Origin of the sequence: Nitrosovibrio sp. Nv4 (assembly GCF_900215485.1) — a bacterium.
Classification (GTDB): Bacteria; Pseudomonadota; Gammaproteobacteria; order Burkholderiales; family Nitrosomonadaceae; genus Nitrosospira.
Map to the genome: position 1 here is coordinate 46,428 of NZ_OCMZ01000001.1, position 22,212 is coordinate 68,639.

12 protein-coding genes are annotated in these 22,212 nt (G+C 56.6%); 1 reads left to right on the top strand and 11 read right to left on the bottom strand.

Going from position 1 to position 22,212, the window contains the following annotated elements:
- Positions 1-21 precede the first annotated feature (21 nt).
- The 10 genes from hisS to CRO05_RS00255 all read right to left on the bottom strand — a co-directional run bounded on the left by hisS (position 22) and on the right by CRO05_RS00255 (position 14,397).
- Positions 22-1,287: a histidine--tRNA ligase gene (gene hisS, locus CRO05_RS00205; RefSeq protein ID WP_097065310.1), complete on the bottom strand. Its 1,266-nt coding sequence runs from the start codon at positions 1,285-1,287 to the stop codon at positions 22-24.
- Positions 1,277-2,521, bottom strand: a complete 1,245-nt coding sequence (ispG, locus tag CRO05_RS00210; RefSeq protein WP_097065311.1) for a flavodoxin-dependent (E)-4-hydroxy-3-methylbut-2-enyl-diphosphate synthase — start codon at positions 2,519-2,521, stop codon at positions 1,277-1,279. The genes hisS and ispG overlap by 11 nt, the downstream gene beginning before the upstream one ends.
- A 39-nt stretch (positions 2,522-2,560) precedes the next feature.
- Positions 2,561-3,529: a RodZ domain-containing protein gene (locus CRO05_RS00215; RefSeq protein WP_097065312.1), complete on the bottom strand. Its 969-nt coding sequence runs from the start codon at positions 3,527-3,529 to the stop codon at positions 2,561-2,563.
- A gap of 123 nt (positions 3,530-3,652) precedes the next feature.
- Positions 3,653-4,750 (bottom strand): 23S rRNA (adenine(2503)-C(2))-methyltransferase RlmN, encoded by a 1,098-nt coding sequence (gene rlmN, locus CRO05_RS00220; protein WP_097065313.1) that lies wholly within the window; start codon positions 4,748-4,750, stop codon positions 3,653-3,655.
- A 19-nt stretch (positions 4,751-4,769) separates the two neighbouring features.
- Positions 4,770-5,195, bottom strand: coding sequence for a nucleoside-diphosphate kinase (gene ndk, locus CRO05_RS00225; RefSeq protein ID WP_097065314.1), 426 nt, complete (start codon positions 5,193-5,195; stop codon positions 4,770-4,772).
- Between the two features lie 212 nt (positions 5,196-5,407).
- The gene (locus CRO05_RS00230; RefSeq protein WP_235001223.1) at positions 5,408-7,462 is read right to left on the bottom strand and encodes a M1 family metallopeptidase; all 2,055 of its coding nucleotides are present in this window, start codon (positions 7,460-7,462) and stop codon (positions 5,408-5,410) included.
- A gap of 29 nt (positions 7,463-7,491) precedes the next feature.
- Complete coding sequence (locus CRO05_RS00235) at positions 7,492-8,745, bottom strand: ChaN family lipoprotein (protein ID WP_235001224.1); 1,254 nt, start codon at positions 8,743-8,745, stop codon at positions 7,492-7,494.
- A gap of 286 nt (positions 8,746-9,031) precedes the next feature.
- The gene (gene purL / locus CRO05_RS00240; RefSeq protein ID WP_097065315.1) at positions 9,032-13,054 is read right to left on the bottom strand and encodes a phosphoribosylformylglycinamidine synthase; all 4,023 of its coding nucleotides are present in this window, start codon (positions 13,052-13,054) and stop codon (positions 9,032-9,034) included.
- Positions 13,055-13,852: 798 nt separating this feature from the next.
- Positions 13,853-14,182, bottom strand: coding sequence for a DUF2442 domain-containing protein (locus tag CRO05_RS00250; RefSeq protein WP_097065316.1), 330 nt, complete (start codon positions 14,180-14,182; stop codon positions 13,853-13,855).
- Positions 14,137-14,397 (bottom strand): DUF4160 domain-containing protein, encoded by a 261-nt coding sequence (locus CRO05_RS00255; protein ID WP_097066569.1) that lies wholly within the window; start codon positions 14,395-14,397, stop codon positions 14,137-14,139. Before CRO05_RS00255 ends, CRO05_RS00250 begins: the two co-directional genes overlap by 46 nt.
- A 471-nt stretch (positions 14,398-14,868) precedes the next feature.
- Here CRO05_RS00255 and CRO05_RS00265 point away from each other — a divergent pair, with 471 nt between their 5' ends.
- On the top strand, positions 14,869-16,254 hold the full coding sequence (locus CRO05_RS00265) for a GGDEF domain-containing protein (protein WP_097065318.1): 1,386 nt from the start codon (positions 14,869-14,871) through the stop codon (positions 16,252-16,254).
- A gap of 6 nt (positions 16,255-16,260) precedes the next feature.
- Here CRO05_RS00265 and CRO05_RS00270 read toward each other — a convergent pair whose 3' ends face one another.
- Entirely contained in the window at positions 16,261-22,194 is a 5,934-nt protein-coding gene (locus CRO05_RS00270) for a toxin TcdB middle/N-terminal domain-containing protein (RefSeq protein ID WP_097065319.1), read from the bottom strand.
- Positions 22,195-22,212 lie beyond the last annotated feature (18 nt).

Below are 22,212 nucleotides of genomic sequence, written 5' to 3' on the forward strand. Positions count from 1 at the left end.
CCCGATTAAAAATTTTCTGGTTCAGGTTCTTTTAAGCAGATCCGCTGCTTCCGCGAGCCCGACTCTCACTTGCTCTGCTGCTTCCCGCAAAGGCTTGATGCTTATCTCATCGGCTGCCGCTTCGTCGTCCCCGATGATGATGGCAAAGCGCGCCCCGCTCGCGTCAGCTTTCTTCATTTGTGCCTTGAAGCTGCCCTCACCGCAATGCAATATTGCCTTGAATCCCTCGTCCCGCAAGTGCCTCGCCGTTTTCCAGGCCAGGCCATCGGCAGCGTCACCCTGATGTATCACATAAACGTCGGGTACGGGACGCGTTACTTCGCTGGCATTTTCCGCCATCAGCGCCAGCACCCGCTCCACACCCAGAGCAAAACCGCACGCCGGCGCAGCCTTTCCCCCGATCTGTTCCACCAATCCGTCATAACGTCCGCCCGCACATATTGTCCCCTGGGCGCCCAGCTTGTCGGTTATCCATTCGAACACCGTGCGGTTGTAATAATCCAGTCCTCTCACCAGTCGCGGATTGATCTCGAAGTCTGTTCCCTGCGAGCGCAGGATCTCCTGGAGCTTCTCGAAATGGGCTAATGAATCCTCATCCAGATCGTCCATCAACCGTGGCGCGCCATCAATGATTTCCCTCATCTCGGCGTTCTTGCTGTCGAGTATTCGCAACGGATTACTGTGCAATCGCCGCGAAGCATCATCATCGAGCCTGCCCAGATGCCGCTCCAGATATCCGATCAATCGAGCCCGGTGTACTGCCCGCGATTCGGCACTGCCAAGCGTGCCAATTTCCAGACGCACACCAGAAATACGCAATCTTTTCCACAATTCCGCACACATGACGATGAGTTCGGCATCGATATCCGGACCGACGTACCCAAGTGCTTCCACGCCCACCTGGTGGAATTGCCGGTAACGTCCTTTCTGCGGACGCTCATGACGGAACATGGGACCGGAATAGTACAGCCGTTGCGGACCCGCGTAGAGAAGATTGTGTTCCAGCACTGCGCGCACACAGGACGCGGTTCCCTCAGGGCGCAAGGTAAGGCTGTCGCCATTGAGATGATCGAGAAAGGTATACATCTCCTTCTCGACGATGTCTGTTACCGCACCGATGGAACGCACGAACAAGTCAGTCTGCTCGACAATTGGCATGCGAATGTTACGGTAACCATAAGCCGCCATCCAATCCCGTACCACCTGCTCGAAGAATTCCCAAAGGTATATCTGTTCAGGCAGGATGTCGTTCATCCCGCGAATGGCTTGTATCCCTCTATTGGGCATTGACAGCTTTCTTCGGGTATTTCGCCTGCACATATTCATCGACGATCTGCCGGAACTCACCCGCAATATTGTCGCCTTTCAACGTTACAGACTTCTGCCCGTCCACATAAACCGGCGCAACAGGTCTCTCTCCCGAACCAGGCAGACTGATGCCGATATTGGCATGCTTGCTTTCGCCGGGCCCGTTGACCACGCACCCCATCACAGCCAGTGTCATGTTTTCCACGCCATCGTATTCTTCGCGCCAAACGAGCATCTGGCTGCGAACGTAACCCTGGATGCTTTCCGCCAGTTCCTGGAAATAGGTGCTGGTGGTTCGACCGCAGCCCGGACAGGCCGCGACCAGCGGCACAAATGCGCGCAATCCCGTCGTTTGCAGAATCTCCTGCGCCACGATAACTTCACGCGAGCGGTCACCCCCTGGCTCGGGCGTAAGCGATATGCGTATTGTGTCGCCGATGCCTTCCAGAAGCAGCACCGACAATGCGGCGGTAGAGGCAACAATTCCCTTGGAGCCCATGCCCGCTTCGGTCAATCCCAGATGCAGCGCATAATCGCACCGGGCCGCCAGGTCGCGGTAGACGGAAATCAAGTCACGCACGCCACTTACTTTGCATGACAATATGATCCGGTCGCGGCCCAACCCAATCTCTTCCGCTCTTGCCGCACTTTCAAGCGCCGAGGTAATCAACGCTTCGCGCATTACATGGGCCGCATCCTTCGGGTCGCTGGAACGCGCATTCTCATCCATCACTCGCGTCAGCAGTTCGGGATCAAGGCTGCCCCAGTTAACACCGATACGCACCGGTTTGCCATATTTGCAGGCTGTTTCGATCAGAATGGAAAATTGTTCGTCGCGTTTCCTGCCATGGCCCACATTACCCGGATTGATACGGTATTTGGCCAGCGCCTTCGCACAATCAGGATAATCGGTCACCAGCTTATGACCATTGAAATGGAAATCGCCTATCAGGGGCACGTCACACCCCATGTCGTCGAGGCGTGCCCGGATACCCGGCACTGCTTGCGCTGCTGCGGCGGTATTGACGGTAATGCGCACCAGTTCCGATCCCGCACGCGCAAGCTGCGCCACTTGTACCGCAGTGGCAACTTCATTTTCCGTATCGGTATTGGTCATGGATTGCACCACCACCGGCGCACCGCCGCCAACCTTGATGCCATCTACGCGGACGCCCACGCTGTTTCGACGTTGTGGGAAAGTATTGGGAGACATAGTCATATAAGAATAAAGAATATTGTAAATGTTGAGATTCTATTTGAGCGACAAGCGCGCCGTTCCACCATAGGCATTGATGAAAGGCGCCAGATCCACCGGCTTGTTATTGTAGACCAGCTTGACTTCGGCGGCGTTGCCGATTGTCAGGGAGATTGGCGGTGTACCGTGCACGACTTGCTCGGTCCCGCGCGGGTTAACTCGGGAAAGAAGCAGCCTGCCCCTGCCGTCCCTGATTTCCGTCCACGATTCTCCTTCAAATATCAGATGAACACCGTTTTCTCCAATGACAGGACCCGGCGTCCCGGCAATATTTGCCGATCCAGGGTTCTCCGATCGGGGAGAAACCGCGCCCGGCGATCCAGGGATAATCTGCTGAACCGGGGGCGGGACAGAGAAGGGAATACTCTGCTGCTCAGGCGCGCCGTCTCCCATATCAGGCGACATTGCATGGGGCTTACCGTTCGACATTGCGTCTGACGACTGAAGTTGTGGCAATGTCGCGGCTTGCTCACCCTCAATTCCGGCTTCGGCCTGCACGCTGGGCTGCTTTTCGACATTGGCCTCACTACCACGATAAATTTCATAAATCAGCAAAAGCAGCGCCAGAACTACGGCTCCACCAATAATCAGGTTGCGCTTTCCCATTTTCTGATTCGAGGGGAAGGGAATACCTTCGCTCGGATAGGAAATGGTTGGAGCGGGAGGGGGCGGAAGCACATCCTCCAACTGCCGCAACAACGGTGCCGAGTCGATCTGCAGCAGCTTGGCGTAATTCCGTACAAATCCGCGCAAAAACGTTCCACCCGCCACTTTGTCGTAATCATCCTCCTCCAACGCAACGACCTGCCGTACCGATAATCGCAACTGGCGCGCAACATCCTCGATACTTAAACCGCGCTCCAGCCGCGCATCCTGCAGCAACCGGCCCGGGCCGCGTTCTTTCTGGATTGGCGCTGGCGCTGCTTCTGCTCTACGACCGATGTCGTTGTTATCAGGGGCGTCCATGACTCGAATCCGCCGTTGGGCAGCACCTGGTGCCTGCGTCGTGTGGCAAAATCGTCGCTATCACCACAGAGTGCGCGGGGTGCGCACTGCGCCTGAAGAAATCCATCTGCATCTGCATGTGTCTCATCTTGCCATTTCCATAAGCCCGCGGCTTGCCCGCCGGGTCTTATCATGCACTTTTCCCGCAAGCTGACCGCAAGCAGCGGCGATATCGTCTCCCCGCGTCTTGCGTACCGTTGTGATCAGTCCAGCCTGCATCAGCACGTCCCGAAAACAGCGTACAGCATCTGCCGACGAACGCCGGTAACCGGAATCGGGAAACGGATTAAAGGGGATCAGGTTGAATTTGCAAGGGATGTGGCGTACCAATTTCACCAATTCTTGTGCATGAGCCACGCTGTCGTTGACACCATCCAGCATGACATACTCAAAAGTAATGAAGTCTCGCGGCGCCGATTCCAGATAACGTTCGCATGCCGCCAACAATTCCCTGATCGGATATTTCTTGTTGATCGGCACCAGCTGGTCGCGCAACGCATCGTTGGGCGCATGCAACGATACCGCCAGTGCGACCGGGCAGCGCTGGCGCAGACGGTCCATGGCGGGTACGAGACCCGAGGTACTAACCGTAACGCGCCGCCGCGACAGGCCATAGGCATTATCGTCCAGCATGAGATCGAGCGCCGTCACCACATTCTCGAAATTGGCCAGCGGCTCGCCCATGCCCATCATCACCACATTCGTGATGGCGCGATCACGTCCGGACACGCCACCCGACGCTTCAGCCAGCGCTTTATTCGCCCACCATAACTGACCGATGATTTCCGCTACTGTCAGGTTCCGGTTAAACCCCTGCCTGCCGGTAGAGCAAAAAGTGCATGCCAGCGCGCAACCGACCTGGCTGGAAATACACAAGGTCCCACGGTTTGTTTCAGGTATGAAAACTGTCTCGATACCGTTACCGGCACCCACTGACAATAGCCACTTACGGGTACCATCGGCAGCGGCATGATCGCCGATCACCTGCGGGGGCTCAATCACGGCGGTTGCGGAGAGCTTGTCCCGCAACCCTTTCGCCAGATCGCTCATCCCGGCGAAATCCGCCTCGCCGGATCGATGGATCCAGCGCAGCAATTGCTTGGCGCGAAACGGCTTCTCGCCGATTTCCATACAGAAACCCGCGAGGCTTTTCGCATCGAAATCGAGGAGATTAACGGTCATAAGTTGAGTCGTGGCCGGTCTATCGAGAATAAATGTTCAATTCGGGAAAATAATAAGCAATCTCAACCGCCGCGGTCTCGGGTCCGTCGGAGCCGTGCACTGCGTTGGCGTCGATGCTGTCGGCGAAATCCGCACGGATAGTTCCTTTCTCGGCCTTTTGCGGATCTGTCGCGCCCATCAGCTCCCTGTTTTTTCTGATCGCGTCTTCGCCCTCGAGTACCTGCACCATGACTGGTCCGGAAATCATGAATTTCACCAGATCGTTAAAAAACGGCCTACTGCGATGCACTGCGTAAAAACCCTCGGCATCCGCCTGCGACAGCCATAACATCCGCGCCGCGATTATTTTCAATCCATTGCTCTCAAAACGGGAATAGATTTCTCCTATCACATTTTTTGCCACCGCATCAGGCTTGATGATAGACAGAGTTCTCTCGACGGCCATCAAATACTCCAAAAAATTAATAAATTAAACTTCATTTTACCAAAAATACCCGCTTCGAAGTCGGGAAATCGGAAAGGTTGACTGGTGATGATTCCGGTCTACGAAATAATATGACAAATAACATCTGAAACAGTCCCGGGAGACCGTTCAGAGGTAATTTGGTTCAAATCCGGTGTCTACCGCTTCCGCTCTGAAGCTTCCGCCCTGAGCCATCAATCCAGTTTCACCACCTGCGACCGTGTCGGCCATGAGCCGCGCCCGATCATCTTCGCGCCGTCAAAAACGACATAACTCTGGCGCCCATAATGCGGCAGCGGCCGTGTCACCGCAACGAGAGACGCGAGGTCACGTGCGGATACGATTGCGAGTGTCCCGCCATTGGTCCGTCTCACCGTCCAGGCCTGCGCGGAGCCTTTGTTTCCCACCATCTCAGGCCGCTCAGGCAACTGATGCCGCGCAAGCCAGGCGTCGACCTGGTCCTGCAGGCCGATCACCAGTGTTGGCACAACCGGAGGACTGTCCGTCGCCGAGACCAGCTTGGGGGCACGATTTTGAATTTTTGTCGCGAGCGTTTCGGCTGCACCGCGCGCGTCTCCGCTTTCCGGAAGTAAAACGGTGGCCGCTGTCCGGTCTACCATTACTTGCCGCAGAATCGGCGGGGCCTCCTCGGGCATCAGACGCCGGAACAACCGGAGGTCCGGATCAAGGGTCACCTTTAGCGGCTGAGCGCCTATATCAAGCATGAACGTCTGACGAGGCTTCTCAAGGTCAAGCGTACGAAGCTCCTCGCCCTCGGCGGTATGGATTGCCACCGGCACATGCAACCGGTACGCGGGATCCCCTTGTTCAAGCGTGACTGTAACACGGTGATGGCCTGAGTCTGACTTCACAGGTTCGGCTTCCGCAATGCGAAGAACCGGTGCCCCCGCACGAGTGAGCCACTGGTCGAAAAACACGGTCAGATCCCGTCCGGATGCTGCTTCGAATGCGCGCTGCAAATCCGCCCATGAAGCAACGCGGAAGCGCTGCTCGCGCCAGAATGCATGAAGCGCGCGATCGAAGGTTTCGCGCCCGAGCAAATCGCGCAGCATGAGGAAAATCATTGCTGCCTTGTTATAGCCGACGATCTGCGTGGCCCCGTGCGTGCGTGAAGTGAAACTTGCAAGGGATGCGTCCTGTCCCGGAGAAAGCGCGGCAAAGTCGCGCAGCCAGCCCCGCCGCATATCCAGGGCTGCTTCGGGGCTTCCGCGCTCTTTGTAAGCGTAATCCGCCATGAAAGTGGTCAACCCCTCCGACCAGTTGCCTTTCGCATAATCGGGATATACCCCATTTCCCCACCAGTTATGCAGCACCTCATGGCCCAGCGAGGTGGAACGGATAAACGGTAGCCGCAACACCTCTATCCCAAGGTAGGTGAGGGTCGGCATGCCAAAACCTGTCGGCGTCGGACTCGATACGACACTGAACTCCGTGAACGGATACTCGCCGATCCAGGATTCATAAAGCTCGATATATCCTTTTACCGAATCTAGATAAGCAGGCGCAAGGTCGGCAATCTGCGGGTGGAAATAGGTTCTCAACTGGATCGACTTACCACCCGCGCCACGCATGGCACTTGTTTCGACAGCGTAGGGACCAGCCATGAGATCAATCCCACCCGTAGGGGACGGGAATTCAAAACGTGCACGGTATCCCTTGTCCGAATCGGATTCCTCCATCAATCGGCCTGGGACAATGCCGCGCTGCCCGGCTGGAAGCTCGATATTCACCTGATAGCTGGCCAGCTTTCCCGCGATGTACGGATACCAGCCGCTTGAATCAGGCAGAAAAGTACCGGCCTCGCCGCTTGCCGGCTCGTCCCGCCCCAGCGTCTGGGAATGATCAAGCGACGCATCAAGCGCAGAGAGGTCTCCTTTCCAGTGAACCTCGATACGGCGCGGCAACTGCCCCTCGCCTGAAATCCCTGGAATTCCCCAGGCTCGCATCTTGCCCATGCTTGCGGCAGGTCCCAAACTGGTGCCATCAACACGCGCATGCATCACTCCAAAACGGCGCCCCAGCACAAGGGTCAGCTCTTCCGGTGTATTTGCCGTAATAACACTGCGTCCTTCGATGCTACGCGCGACGGGGTCAATATTCACGGTAATGTCATAGTGGATATCGGTGGTGTCCGTGCCCCTGGACGCGGCGTATGCGCCTGTTGTGGCGAGAATCGAGAGCAGAACACACGCGACGCCTCTCCATATATCCAGCGTACGCGATCCCATCGTAAGCCTCATCATCCACCTCATCATTATCACCCTGGCAACGCCGGAAATTTGGCCACAATCTCAATCGTATCCCCCCCGCGCTTCAGCTTGAGCGGTAACCAGGTGCCGGGCGCCTGACGCTTGACTGTTTCCACGATATCCTCCATTCGCTTGACCGAGGCACCTGCGGCTTCAATAATTATGTCGCTGTCGCGGAGACCCGATTTCTCGGCAATGCTGCCCTTTTCCACCTGCAGCACCCGAGCCCCCCCATCCTGTGCCATTTCGAACCGGATACCGAGACGCTGCCGCTGGGGTTCGTGCGATATAACAGAGGGCGATGCGGTACCGAATATTGCGTCGGCCATTCCTGCACTGATTTTTCCGCACCCTGTGCCGCTGTTCCAGGGCAACAGCGTGCCGATATCGGTTATACCGAGATCTTTCAGTTGGTGAGGGACCCCATAACCATACTTGATATGTCCCGACCCCATGATCCCGACAACGAGAGGATGTCCCGGCCGATTCGCCGCGGATTGTATTGCCTGTGCCATTGCCCGGTCCCAGAGCTGTTGCCCCTCGACAAAGCGTACAAAGTCGGGGTCATCGCGACCTGCATTCGCCCGCTTCTTGCCGCCGCGCTCGTGCTCGCCATAGATCGGCAGCAGGTAACCAAGATAAGCTTCGCTCGGCGCAGCGGGAGGCATCACGCCTTCGCGTTCATTCTCCGGAACGCCACCAAAACCCTTCGCCGCAACCGCCCGTCTCAAACGCGTATCGATATTGAGAGCGACCATCGGCACGCGGTTCATGCGGGCAAAATGGAAAAGTGGCAAGTAAAGATTGACGTCGGTGCTCCAGACCCCGTTCCAGTCGGCGGCTGCGAGAAACTCCGATTCCGTGAGTTCTCCCGCCACCCACTGGTCGAGCGCCTTCTGCACACGGCGCGGAAACATTTCGAAACCGATCACCATGCCGGGACGCAGCGCATGCAGGCCCGCCAGCGTCTGTAATTGCCAACGGTGGTGCTCGGGGTTATCGTGCATTTCACCCAGTAGCACTACCGAACGTTGGGCGGCGCGAGTAATGACTTCCGTGCTGGAAATTTTCCCGTTGCCAGGGGCGAGCCAGCTTCCGGCCGGGACACAGTCCGCGCTTTGCTGTTCTTTCTCCTTGCTAGCCGTGGGCTTCGTCTGTGCCGATGCGTTATCAAGGAAAACGCTGGACGCAAATACAGTGAAGACCAGGAAAGCGCCAAAGGAGGCAAAGGAGGCAAAAAAAGCGCTTTGGGAAATTTTCAAGCTGGATACTCCTTTACTCTTATCCAAATTATTTGATTCGATGAACAAACAGTATAAACGTCATGCCGTCGAAAGCGCTATCGGGGGCGTTCAAGGCACACCTTGCCGGTTTGGACGGGTTCGGGTCAAGCCCGGAATGACGAAGGTATAAGGGACGCTCCAAGCATGCCATTTCTGATCTGGACTGGATTCCGGGTCAAGCCCGGAATGACGAAGTCTACGATAATATTCTCGACGGATATCTTGCTGCCACCTATCTTGCTGCCACGTCGCCCAGTTCGATTGCTCATCCCACCCACTTACGCGCATTCCTGAACATCCGCATCCAGGGCGCATCCTCGCGCCAGCCCGGATGCCACGAGTTCTGCGCGGCCCGGAAGCCGCGTTCCGGGTGAGGCATTAGGATGCTGAAACGGCCATCCGCAGTGGTTACACCAGCAATACCCTGAGGAGAGCCGTTGGGATTAAGCGGATAAGTCTCGGTGTGTTTGCCCCGATTATCCACGAAACGCAACGCAACCAAAGGCGCGATTACTGAGACCCCGCTTTCATCGGTAAATTCCGCATAACCTTCACCGTGCGCAACCGCAATAGGTATCCGGCTCCCGGCCATGCCGTCGAAAAACAGGGACGGGCTTTGCTGAACCTCCGCCATGACGAAGCGCGCCTCGAACTGCTCCGATTTATTTCGTATGAATTTGGGCCAATGCTCGGCCCCAGGAATCATTTCGTGCAAGTTGCTCATCATCTGGCAGCCGTTGCATACTCCCAGTGCAAAGGTATCGCTCTGCGCAAAAAATGTTTCAAATTCGTCGCGAGCTCGCGGATTAAACAGAATGGAGTTTGCCCAGCCTTCCCCCGCGCCCAGCACGTCCCCGTACGAAAATCCGCCGCATGCTGCAAAGCCCCTGTAATCACTGAGAGAGACGCGACCCGCAATGATATCGCTCATGTGTACGTCGGTCGCCGCAAATCCGGCCCGATCAAAGGCCGCAGCCATCTCAACGTGACCATTTACACCTTGCTCGCGCAAAATTGCGATTCGCGGCCTCGTTCCTGCATGAACGTAGGGCGCGGCGATGTCATGATCCACGTCGAAGCTCAGTTGTGCATGCAGACCTGGATCGCCGACATCGAGTATGCGGTCGTACTCCTGTTGCGCGCATTCCGGATTGTCGCGCAGCTTCTGCATACGATAAGTGGTTTCCGACCAGGCGCGGTGCAGGGCGACGCGCTTCTCTGCGAATACCGGCTTGTTGTTGCGCAGAAACCGGATTTCATCCTCGCCATTAACGCTACCAATCACAAAACTCAAGTCGCGTAAACCTTCTTCCGATAATACACCCAGCACATCCCGGCGATGATCGGTCTTTATCTGGATCACTGCGCCCAGTTCTTCATTAAATAGAACAGACAGGATGCGCGCCACGAATCTTCCGCCCAGTGCTTCCGGTTCCCGTTCGCTGCCATCGATGTCGGTCGCGAGCGCATCGAAACACAACTGATCCAGGTTGACGCTTATGCCTGCGTGTCCCGCAAAAGCCATCTCGCACAAGGTCGAAAACACGCCGCCGTCGGAGCGGTCATGATATGCGATTATCCTGTTCTCGCGATTCAGGCGCTGTATGGCTGCGAAAAATCCCTTGAGTCGGTCAGCTCCTTCCAGACCATCTATGTCCGGCGCTTCATCGCCTACCTGCTTGTAAACCTGGGCAAGCGCCGAACCGGCCAAGCGGTTTCTCCCAGCTCCAAGATCGATCAGTATGAGTTCTGTCGCGCCACAATCGGTGCGCAATTGCGGGGTAAGCGTTTTACGCGCATCCGCTACTCTCGCAAACGCGGAAACGATCAGGGACAGAGGCGCAATGACTTCTTTTCGTGCTGCAGCATCGGCATGGCCGGTATCCGCTTCCCAGACAGTTTTCATGGACATCGAATCTTTACCCACTGGAATGCTGATTCCCAGCCGGGGGCACAATTCCATTCCCACCGCGTGCACTGCATCGAACAGGGCTGCATCTTCGCCCGGATGCCCCGCCGCGGCCATCCAGTTGGCTGAAAGCTTGATCTCTCCTATATCTCCAATCTGCGCGGCGGTAATATTGGTAATGGCTTCGCCTACCGCCATGCGTGCCGAAGCAGCGGGATCGACCAACGCCACCGGGGTGCGCTCGCCCACGGCGAAGGCCTCGCCCAGAGTGGTGCGGTAACCCATCAGTGTTACCGCCACATCCGCAACGGGAATCTGCCACGGTCCCACCATCTGGTCGCGTGCGGTCATACCGCCAACGCTGCGGTCGCCAATACTGATGAGAAACGTCTTGTCCGCTACGGAGGGCAACCGAAGCACACGGTATGCCGCTTCCCGCAGGTTCAGTCCCGCCGCATCAAATGGCATCAGCATTTTTTTGACATGTGTCACGTCGCGGATCATTTTCGGCGGCTTGCCCAGCAGTACCGAGAGATCCATATCAACTGGGCGGTCGCCGAACAAGGGATCAGTCACGACAAGCTGTTCTTGTGCCGCCGCTGTGCCCACCACCGCGAACGGGCAGCGTTCGCGCTCGCAAATCGCCGCGAATAACTCGAGCGACTCGGGCCGGATCGCAAGCACATAACGCTCCTGTGCCTCATTGCTCCAGATCTGCATCGGTGACATGCCCGGCTCTTCGGAGGGAATATCGCGCAGATTGAATGAGCCTCCTCGTCCCGAACCATGCAACAGTTCAGGTAGCGCATTCGATAAACCGCCGGCGCCAACGTCGTGAATCGAAAGAATCGGGTTAGGCTCGCCGCGTCTTTCCAGCTGCCAGCAGCCGTCGATGACTTCCTGCGCGCGCCGCTCCATCTCCGGGTTGCCGCGCTGCACGGAATCGAAATCGAGACTCTCCACATTTTTTCCCGTATCCATGCTGGAAGCGGCACCGCCGCCAAGGCCGATCAACATTCCGGGGCCGCCCAATTGAATCAGCAGCGCACCAGCTGAAAACTCGTCCTTGAAAGAATGACGCGCGGCAATGTGGCCTATGCCCCCCGCCAGCATGATGGGCTTGTGATACCCGCGCATCTCGCCGGCAACACTTTCCTCGAAGGTACGGAAATAACCCGCCAGATTGGGCCGCCCGAACTCGTTGTTGAACGCTGCGCCGCCGATAGGACCTTCCAGCATGATCTGCAATGCTGATGCGATACGCCCTGGTTTGCCATAAGAATGATCGGACCCCCCCTGCGACTGCACTTCCCAAGGCTGAACAAATTCAGGAATATTCAGATTGGAAACAGAGAAGCCGCTCAGGCCAGCCCTGGGTTTAGCTCCCCGGCCAGTGGCGCCTTCGTCGCGAATCTCCCCACCGACACCGGTAGCGGCGCCCGGAGAAGGTGAAATGGCGGTAGGATGATTGTGGGTTTCCACTTTCATCAGGATGTGCGTCTGCTCGTCGGCATAAGCATACGCGTTGTCCTTGCCGGGGTAGAAACGGGCGATCGTTGCGCCTTCCATAATGGCAGAATTATCGGCGTACGCTACCACCGTGCCCTGCGGATACTGCCGGTGAGTATTGCGGATCATCGAAAATAGCGATTGCGTCCGGGGTTGGCCGTCTATCACCCAGTCCGCATTGAAAATCTTGTGGCGGCAATGCTCCGAATTCGCCTGGGCAAACATCATCAATTCCACATCGGTGGGATTACGCTCGATGCGAATGAAATATGCCGCGAAATAGTCGATTTCATCAGGCGACAACGCAAGCCCCATTTCGCTGTTAGCCTTTTGCAGCGCTTCTCTTCCGCCGATCAGCACATCCACCGTTTTCAGCGGCTTCGGGGCGAAATGCCTGAACAGTTTTTCCGCGTCATCGAACGAGCCAAACACTGCCTCGGTCATGCGGTCGTGTATCAGCGCAAGCAGCGCATCCTTGGAATTGGGAGATAGCTCGGTGGAAACCTCGCTTCCTGTCGAAATGTAAAAAGCCACACCGCGCTCCACCCGTTCCACCGCGTCCAGCCCGCAATGGTGGACAATATCGCTTGCTTTGGTAGACCATGGGGATATGGTGCCGGGACGGGGTACGACCAACAGCAGTTCACCTTCGGCATGTTCTGCCCGCCGGGTGGCTTGTCCCATCGGCGCACACTTGAGCAGCTTCTCGAGAATGGCAACCTCGCTCGCCTGCAGATCGCGTGCCGTCGCGCAAAAATACCAGTATTCGGCATAAATGCGGGATATTTGCGGAGCCGCGGTTCTAAGGGCGTGCGCCAATTTTTCCAGGCGGAACGGAGAAAGGGCGTTGCCACCCCGAAGTTGAAGCATCGGCTATCTAGTAAGTCGGCAAGTTGAAAACACAGGATTTTACACGAGAAGGCATGCCACCCGTAGCCCGGCTGGTTTTTGATGATCGCTAGCATGAATAAGCTGAAACGAAATAGGTCAGCCCGTCGGCTGTTTGGTGAATTATGGCAAATATGGCTACCGCGCTAAGGCCCAAGATTGTCTGCTGCGAGAACCCACCCGCCTTGATATAAGCCCCATGCTTCCTTTCCAGCCAGCAAGCACTTTATGGGGTTAGATCACGAAACGGAAAAAATCACATGCTAAACCTTTGACATATTTTCTTGAACCTTGGGGGCGGCAACTGACCCAAAGCTGCCTGTTGCGCCGTGATGAAGCAGTGGCACAGTATTTGGACTTGACGCCGGACCTCAGAAAACCGACCTGTAGGTAAGTGAATACCATATATGCATGAGCAATAGCTTGAGCGTAGCTTGTAATAATGCATAAAGTCCCCCTTTTGCTACACTAGAAACGGCAATGCTAACGCCTTGTTTTTTTAGGTTTGCGGGCGTGGCGTAAGACTGTGGCGAAATGAATAAAGGAAATCAAGCATGAAAATCGGCTATGCGGGGGTATCGACTAGGACCAGAACCTGGATCTGCAAATGAACGCATTGAGCAAAGCCGGATGTGAAAGGATTTTTACCGATCACGGCGTAAGTGGCGTTGCCATTGTTCGAACCGGCCTCTCAAGCATAGCAGGGCGACGGCGATGTTCTCGTAGTTTAAACCCCTGCTGAAAGCAGGCGGTTAGGCGGCTTTGGCCGTGCTGCGTTTTTTATTTCAACCTCCACACCCCGTTTTTCTTAATTTCGTCGTACATGGCATCCGGTGCCAGATCGATTTCGCCTGGCCAGGTTACTGCCCCAAGCTCTAGGAACACCTGGGCAAACACATCCCGGTCGGCCAGCACGGCAAAAACACCAGCGCGGGGTGAGCGTATCCGATCGCCCATATTGACTTCGCCTTCCAGTCCATCAATGAAGCGAACGTGCAGCCGGTAGCCATCAAGTGCTTCTACTGCCTTTACTCGCCAAGGTGCCTTTACTTGTATAGGCGGGACTATAGAAGAGGCGATATCTTCTTTGGTGACTGATGTTGTGTGCATAATTCCCAATCCTCCATGAGTTCTTCGCGGTGTTCCTGCGCCCATTCCAGCACTAGCGCTAGCCCTCGCCGTGACATTTTTCCTCTCAATATTCCCAAAGTTCGTATCTCGATTACTACTTCATCCTCCGCATATACCGCGTGAAAATGCGGCGGTGCATGATCGTCCCAATACATTTGAATTATAATCCCATAAAACGTGCTTATGATTGGCATGAGTTTTATCCCCTTAGCGATCTGCTGAAACTCGTTAAGCTGCACGGTGGCTTATGGCTTGTCAATGCCGTCTATCTGGTCAAGATTGAACAACCAGAACGGTTTAATCACCCGTATAGAGTCACTTTTTCGGTGTTGTCACCTTCGTTCTCCGACTCGCGCTCAAGCGTCTTGAAAAAATGCACGTAATGCTTTTTCACCTCTGCGAACCTGGCTGCCCATGGCTGCGGCTTTGCTTGTAGGTCAGCCAGGGTCGCTTGAATAGCGAATAGCGGTTGGTCATCGCCGGTGCCAATAACAAAAGTACCGTTACGGCCCAAATTTGGGAGTTGTTCAGCACACAGAGTGGGAGTTCTTTTGCATACATTAGAACAAAATTTTCTAACACATGACATGAGGTGGGAGCTGTAGCAAAACAACACCATTATCCTCCGCTAGGACGTCTGCTTCGGGATATATATACGACTTTATATGGATGTAAAAACTTACCCACCTTTGGCTAGATTTATAGATCAACTGCTCGACGCTATTTGCGTTGTTGATGGAGGGGGGCGTTTTATCTTTGTCAGTGGGGCATGCGAACGCATTTTTGGCTACACGCCGAAAGAAATGGTTGGCAAGGCTATGCTGGAGATGGTGGTACCAGAGGATCGAGCGAGAACTCTCCAGGCGGCTAACGAAATCATGTCAGGACATCCTACACGTGATTTTGAGAACCGCTATATACGCAAGGATGGACAAGTGGTGCACATTATGTGGTCAGCCCGCTGGTCCGAAGCCGATCAGTTGAGGATTGCTGTTGCACGAGACATCACAGAGCGCAAGCAGGCCCAATCAATGCAGGCGGCACTCTATGCCATTTCCGAAGCCGCGCATACTGCAGAGGATCTGCTCTCTTTGTTTCAGCTGATTCATCAAATAATCGGCAAACTGCTGTCAGCGACTAATTTTGCCGTGGCGATGTACGATGAGAGCAATAATCAGCTGAGCTTTCCCTACTACACCGGTGACTACGATGAGGCGTCCGAACTGCAGCAAACGTCTGTCAGTACTCTCTGCGCAGAAGTCATTCGTACGAGGCAACCCCTGCTGCTGGAGCCTGAGTCGCTGGCTAGCCTTCCCGAGGAAGTACGAGCTGTCAACAACAGCACTGTGGTGTGCTGGCTGGTCGTTCCGCTCAACTCGCACAAGGGTACTATCGGTGCCCTGGTTTTGAAAAGCAACCCGGACGGTGCACGCTACACCGAAAAGGACAAGGAACTTCTGCAATTTGTCTCCACTCAAGTTGCCACAGCTATCGAGCACAAACAGTTACACGCCCGACTGAAGCACATGGCGCAATACGACGGGTTGACCGGGCTACCCAACCGAGGACTTTTATACGATCGCCTGAAAATGGCGCTGTCAAGAACACGACGAGAACAAGGACAAATGTCCCTGCTCTACCTGGACTTAAACAATTTCAAACAAGTCAATGACTCTTTGGGTCATGCTGCGGGGGATGCACTACTGCAGGAGGTTGCCAATCGACTAAAGCAGTGCGTACGCGATTTGGATACCGTCGCGCGCATGGGCGGTGATGAGTTTGTGGTGCTGCTCGAAAACATCCAGTTGCCCGAGCACGCTTCGAATGTCGCTAAAAAAATTCGCAGTGCTATCGGCCAACCCATCAAAGTAGAGGGTTGCAGCCTCTGCATACTGCCGAGCATTGGAATTGCACTTTACCCTGATCATGGTGACGAGGCGCAACAACTTCTTCGGCATGCTGACGAGGCCATGTATTTTGAGAAAAAGAACAGTGATAACTACTTTGCAAATGGCTCTTATGACAGCTTCCGCACGGAATCGGCATCGTAAGCAACATTAGCCCCATTGGGGAATCTTTGGACGATCGGGCTCCGGCGTGACGGGGTCGCTGGCGCGCAACCCCGGAGGCACATTGCTTTCGGCAATGCGCTCCCAGAAACTGTCCAGCCCGTTTCCTTCAAACACGCGCGTTGCCTGGAAGAAACCGAATGCCGCGTTGCTCAGCATATGTCCAGATTCATGCTCGAATGTGGCCGGTATGATTTCCCCACCGACATACCGGGATGTGTTCACGAAACTGAAAGCGCCGAAGTTGAACGCTCTCCCGTCGAGCTGCCCTACCCATCCGCCCACGGTGAAGATGTTCCCCGTTTTCCAATCGACCTGCATATCTCGAATCCGTAGCGCATCCACCTGCCCGAAAGTGACCAGGTAGCCGACGACGTTCAAGGCGAACAAGGTAAGGCCAATTGCATGGCCGGGCCAGCTCATCGGCATCAGGTAGCTGGTCCAGCCGAGTATGCCCTGGTAGACATCGCTCTTTGCCACTGGCGGTATGACCGACAGGAAGGTAATTACGCCAAGCGCGGCACCGATAATCGGCCCGAAGATCATGCCGCCGATCATGGCATTCGCGCCTGCGGTAAATCCGATCAGCGCCCCGCGCAATGCGCCTTCCCAACTGCCGTAGGCAATGCCGCCAACGACAGCACCAATTGCGGCGCCCGCAAGTCCCGCAACGGCGGCATAAGCCAGGAGCGTTCCGAACCCGATCGCAGTCCCGACTCCGAAGGTCAGCACCGAAACGGCAACGACGGCGACTACCACGGCAATGGCGATGACAATCGCGCCCAGCACGTCCCAGAAGCCCAGCCCACTCGGGTCGACATAGCGCACCGGATTATTGCCGGCGTATGCGTAAGGATTCAGGCGTTTCGGTTCCTGGAGCCCCTGTTCCGGCTGGTACAGGTAGAGCGGATCGGGGGAAATGAAGCGTCCCATCGCCGGCGAGTACCAGCGCGCGTTGAAGTAGTACAAGCCGATATCCGCATCCAGCCTTTTCGTCGCAAACGCAGGGGGCAGTGTACCGGACGGCGCTATGAGCAGGCTTCCGAATGGGTGGAATGCGGCCTCGGTCAAAAGGCCGCCATCCGCATCGGTATAGATGACCGCGCTGCCGAGATGGTCGTTGTGTATGAATACCGTCGTGCCGCCGGAGATACGGGCGACCGGCAGGTCTCCCGCCATTACCCAGCGCATGTCCGAACCATCACGCGACTCGAAAAGGTTGTCAACGTAGTGCGTCACTTCAGTCGAACCGGCTTCGGTCGCTTCGCGCCGGCTCAGCACACCTTTATGGTCGTAGAAAAAAGCGACATCAGCGCCGCTATCCAGTTGCACCCGCGCAAGCTGCTGCTTCGCATCAAATGTCAGGGTGCGCCCCGGCATGGACACGACGTTACCGTTCGGGTCGTACCCGAACAGATTAACGGGAGTAATGCCGTCGCTATCTACGTAGCCGCTCAGCCGGTTGCTATTGCCATTGTTTTCATACAAGAGCGGGTTGGGACTGATTAGCGGATTGCGAATAAAATTTGCCGCTGCGTCATACTCGTAGACATGCGAGTACCCTGCCGCCGGATCGGGACTGGAAGCCTCCAGCAAATTATGGAATGCATCGTATCCGAAGCTTTGCGTCCGCACAAATCCCGGCGTACCGGGCCGCAGATCCTCGATTGACGCAACATTCCCGACCGTACTGATATCGTAACGGGTATGAAAGTACACGGCTCCTGTATCGGGTCGGAACGTCCGGATCTCCCGCAGCCGAAGAGAAGCCGGATCATAGCCGTATTCAGTCCGGACCCCGTTCTGATAATCCATTCCCGTCCGCACACCAGCAGCTGTGTATTCGATTGCGTTCACAAATCCCGGAATGCGCCGAAGCAGAAATCCCGAGTAATACTCGAAATCGATAGCGGCTTCATCGGGATAGGTCAACCGGGTCATGCGGCCGATGCGGTCGAATGAATAGGTCAGCGTCAGTGCTTCTGTCTGGCCCGGCGCCATGCGCGAGCGCTCGACTACATTGCCGCGGGAATCGTAGCTGTAGGTGGTCTCGCCCGCGGGGTCGATCGAGCGTGCCAACCGGCCCGTCAGATTTGCGCCCGCCCCAGCGTCGTAGAAGTACATCTCCGGCTCGGCTCCCCCATAAGCCGTCCCGACGATGCGATTCAGTTCATCGTAGCTGCGATTGATCGGTTCGTCGGCCCCATCCACCTGCAGCGCGAGGTTGCCGATGGCATCATAAGCCAGCAGGCGACGGCCCGCGTCCACGTGATCGATCGAGATCTCCTGTCCCGTAAGATCGCGAGTGGTGCGGCTAAGGATTACTCCGCGGGGATCGGTGATCTGCCGCAAACGGCCGGTGGCGTCAAGTTCGTAGCTGGTGGTGCGGACCGAGGTCTGGTCCCGCTCTTCTACTGCCACCAAACGATACCAGGCGTCGTAGATCTCGCGCCGCGGTGTCCCGAACGAATCCGCCATGGCAGGGTCGTTATCCCCCGCATCCGAAAACAGCGTGTCAAACGTCCCATACTCCGCGCCGGATTGACCTCCATCCGGATGCAATGTGCGAATCGCGCGCCCCAATGGGTCAAAGAAAAAGCTGCGCCGTGGCGCAGAGGGATCGGCCGAATACGGCTGGAACTCCAATCCTTCCGCGTAGAAGGATTCAAATTTTTCGGCTGTTTTACCCCGGGCATTGGGAACGGCCTGTCCGCTGACGGATACGGTATTACCGTCGTGCTCGGTCCGGCGCTGGAACAGGGCTCCGGCTCCATCGAGATATTCGTTGACGGAAATGGTACGAGTATCGCCCGAAAGGACGCGATAATGGGCGGCGCGAAGCGCGGGCAGCGTCGCGGTCTCGTATGAATAGGTGACGGTGGGGATCGCGAGCGTATCGCCGGGCGCTACTACCACAGCGATACGCGCCAAGGGGTCGTAGCGCGACTCGGTCACGCCGCCGTTAGGATTCACCATCCGCCGCGGCCTCGCTACCCGGAGATCGTGCTCGACCGTTGCGACAAAACCCTTTGCATCGGTGATTGATGTGGCAAACAGGCCGAACTCGTCGAAGGTGTAGATCGTATCGTTCCCGCGTGCATCCCGGCTGACCAGAACATTACCGCGCTCATCAAGGCTGACCCGTCTATGATCGTACAGCCAGGCGGGTCTGCCATCCTGATCCTCTCCGTCGTGATACTGCAAGGCGGCAAAATCTGGCTCATGAGTACCGTATGTGGACGTGGCCGCATCCTTATGCAGCGCAACCTTTTCGGTGCGAGTGAGCAGTCCACTTGTGACCTGGCCGAGCGCCAGGCCCTGGAATGCGGCGCCGTCATAGTATTGGCGCACTTCGTTGAGCAAATTGCCTTCGCCGTCACGCTGGACAATGCGGGAAACTCGGTCGCGAACGCGCCCTGCCGGGTCCAGCGCATACTCGGCGTGAGTAGCGACGATAGGTGCGCTGGTTCCCCCTTCCCCATGGCGCTCCTCGGTGGTGACGTTTCCGGACATGTCGAACGAGAATATGCGACGCTCGATACGCGCCTCGGACGTGCGCTCGAATGTCGATATCGCCGTCTCCTCAATGAAGGGGAACAGAACTCGCCTGCTATCCGGCAGCGTCTGCTCAACACGTACGGTCCACTGGCTCTCCTCCACTCGGTATGGAGCCGCTGCTAGCGGGCCGCCGTCTTCTCCGAATACCTCTACCCGAAAAAGTTTGCGTTTCAGGCTACGCCGAAGCTCGGGATCGGGAATGGCCGGCCGTCCCGAAGCTTCGGTGTGGTAATGAAAGACAGTGCGACACGAAGGAATCGAATCATCGCCTTCTTCAATCTGCTCGGATCGGCCGAATCCGTCGAATTCACGCCGATGTCCGTCGTAGTGGCCTTCGTGATAACGGTAGCGGGTCACGTTGTGCAGACCGCTGATCGAATCATCAACGGTAACAGCGGAAACCACCTGCACGGGAAACGGAAGAAATGACGTCCATGGCTCCCCTTGCTCCCGGTCGCGCCTTGCCTCTGCGGTCGAGGTCGCGTATTCGATGGCCGTGACGCGGCCAAGCCCGTTATCGATGCGCGAAAGCAGACCGGGCTTCACGTCGCCCGTAAAGTCGAGATAGCGATAGTCCGGATACGGGCTCGTCCACAAAAGCCCTGCCGTTCCGGTTCCGCTCATATCTGCGATTCGCAAGGTATCGGCGCGGGAAGTCGGTGGGGTGTAACGAATCGTCTGCGGAGCGCTAAACGAGTTCCCCGATTGATTGATCCAGTACGTTACCTCGTCATAGCCCACAAAAACGACATCGGCCAAGCCATCACCGTTGATATCGATGATGAACACTCGCGCCGGATCGAATGGATACGGGAATCTCGGTGCGGCGGTCATCTTGCGCGATTCGGAGAAGTGGCCCCCGCCGCGCGAAGGCCAGTATTCGAAGTAACCGCTGCTGAATAACACCACATCCGCAAGGCCGTCGCCATTGATGTCGGCGAGACGGACGCGGGAATCTCCCGAGGAAAGGTTTGGAACCGGCGTGGCAAGGTCGTCCTTTGGGACCAGCCGGGGGGGCTCCCATCCTGCTGAACCCAGATTATCGTATACCTGAAGACCGGTACGTCCGTCGTGGATCGCATCCACGAGGCCATCGCCATCGACATCCATTAACTGCAACCCGCCTGTTTCAAAGGCAAGCTGCGGCGACCGGACGTACTGGTTGAATCCATCGAAAGCGCCTGTTCCCTCATTGCGGTAGAAGCCGCTCAACGTTCCGCTGCCGACGAGTACATCCGCCGCACCGTTTCCGTCCATATCGGCGAATTGCACGCGATCTTCGGCTGTGGAGAAGACGGCCGGAAACTGCGGCAAGGACCGGGGCGGACCCCATTTGAGTTCACCCACGTTGGACCAGTACCGCGCCATACCATTTTCAATCGACAGAATGCCGGGCAGGCCCCGCCCGTCGAGATCGATCAGCTCCAGATTCGGCTGATCAAGACCGGGAGGCGCGGCGCCGGCTTCCGCCGCGAACTTTCTCAAACGGCGACTGGAGGGCGCAAATTCCGTATAGGAAAATTCGAGTGGTGGAAGTGACGCGGACTCTCCCGTTTCCGGATCATGGCCGGAAAAAGCGACCGACCGAAGACGCGACAAACCCGAGAAAGGCTCGGTGTCGTACGCCAGTGTCCACGTCCGCACAGCGGCTGGACCCAGCGGTTCGACGTGAAGCGTGACACGTGAGCAACGAAGGGCAGTGCGCAATTCAAAACCGCTGCGAAAATCCGAAAATGGGTCCGGGCGGGCCTCATATTCGAACCGGACCACATAGACGGCGTAGCGAATCTCCTCGATATATCGCTGGCCTTGTTCCGTTCGATACTGGTATGTAATCGTGTTGCCCGCAGTGTCCTCCGTGCGTTCGATAAGCCATGCGAAAACTCGGGTCGTTCCATTATCGTCGAATTCGATCCTGCTCTCGGCCGTAGTCCCGAAGGTATGGCGCATGCCGGACTTCTCCGTAACCTGCCATCCGGAGGCCGTGCGACTGAACTGCTCGAATCCATTCTCGATTGACGCCCGAAAAGTGTCCGGGCCCACAGGAAGGAGTTCCGTTTGTCCGGCAAACAGGAATGTATCGTCGTCCCTGTAGGAGGGTGTGCCGCGAAACGTGCGGCGGCTGATGGCGGCAAAAGGCAGAGACCAGCCCAGGCCCCAGGGGCTGTTGCCTGCGCCGGTACTATAGCCGAGAGCAAGGCTGGGCTGGAAATTCCGGATGCCCGGCAACAGGTCGAGCGGGACCCGGTAGTTGCCGACACCGGAGTTCAGGTCCGGCTGAAACGTCTCGCCCAAACCGCGGACGTCCCCACCGCCCGCTGGATTGGATACGGATTGACGATTGACAGGCGATTTGTTGGCCACAGGCTATCCTCTTTCCGT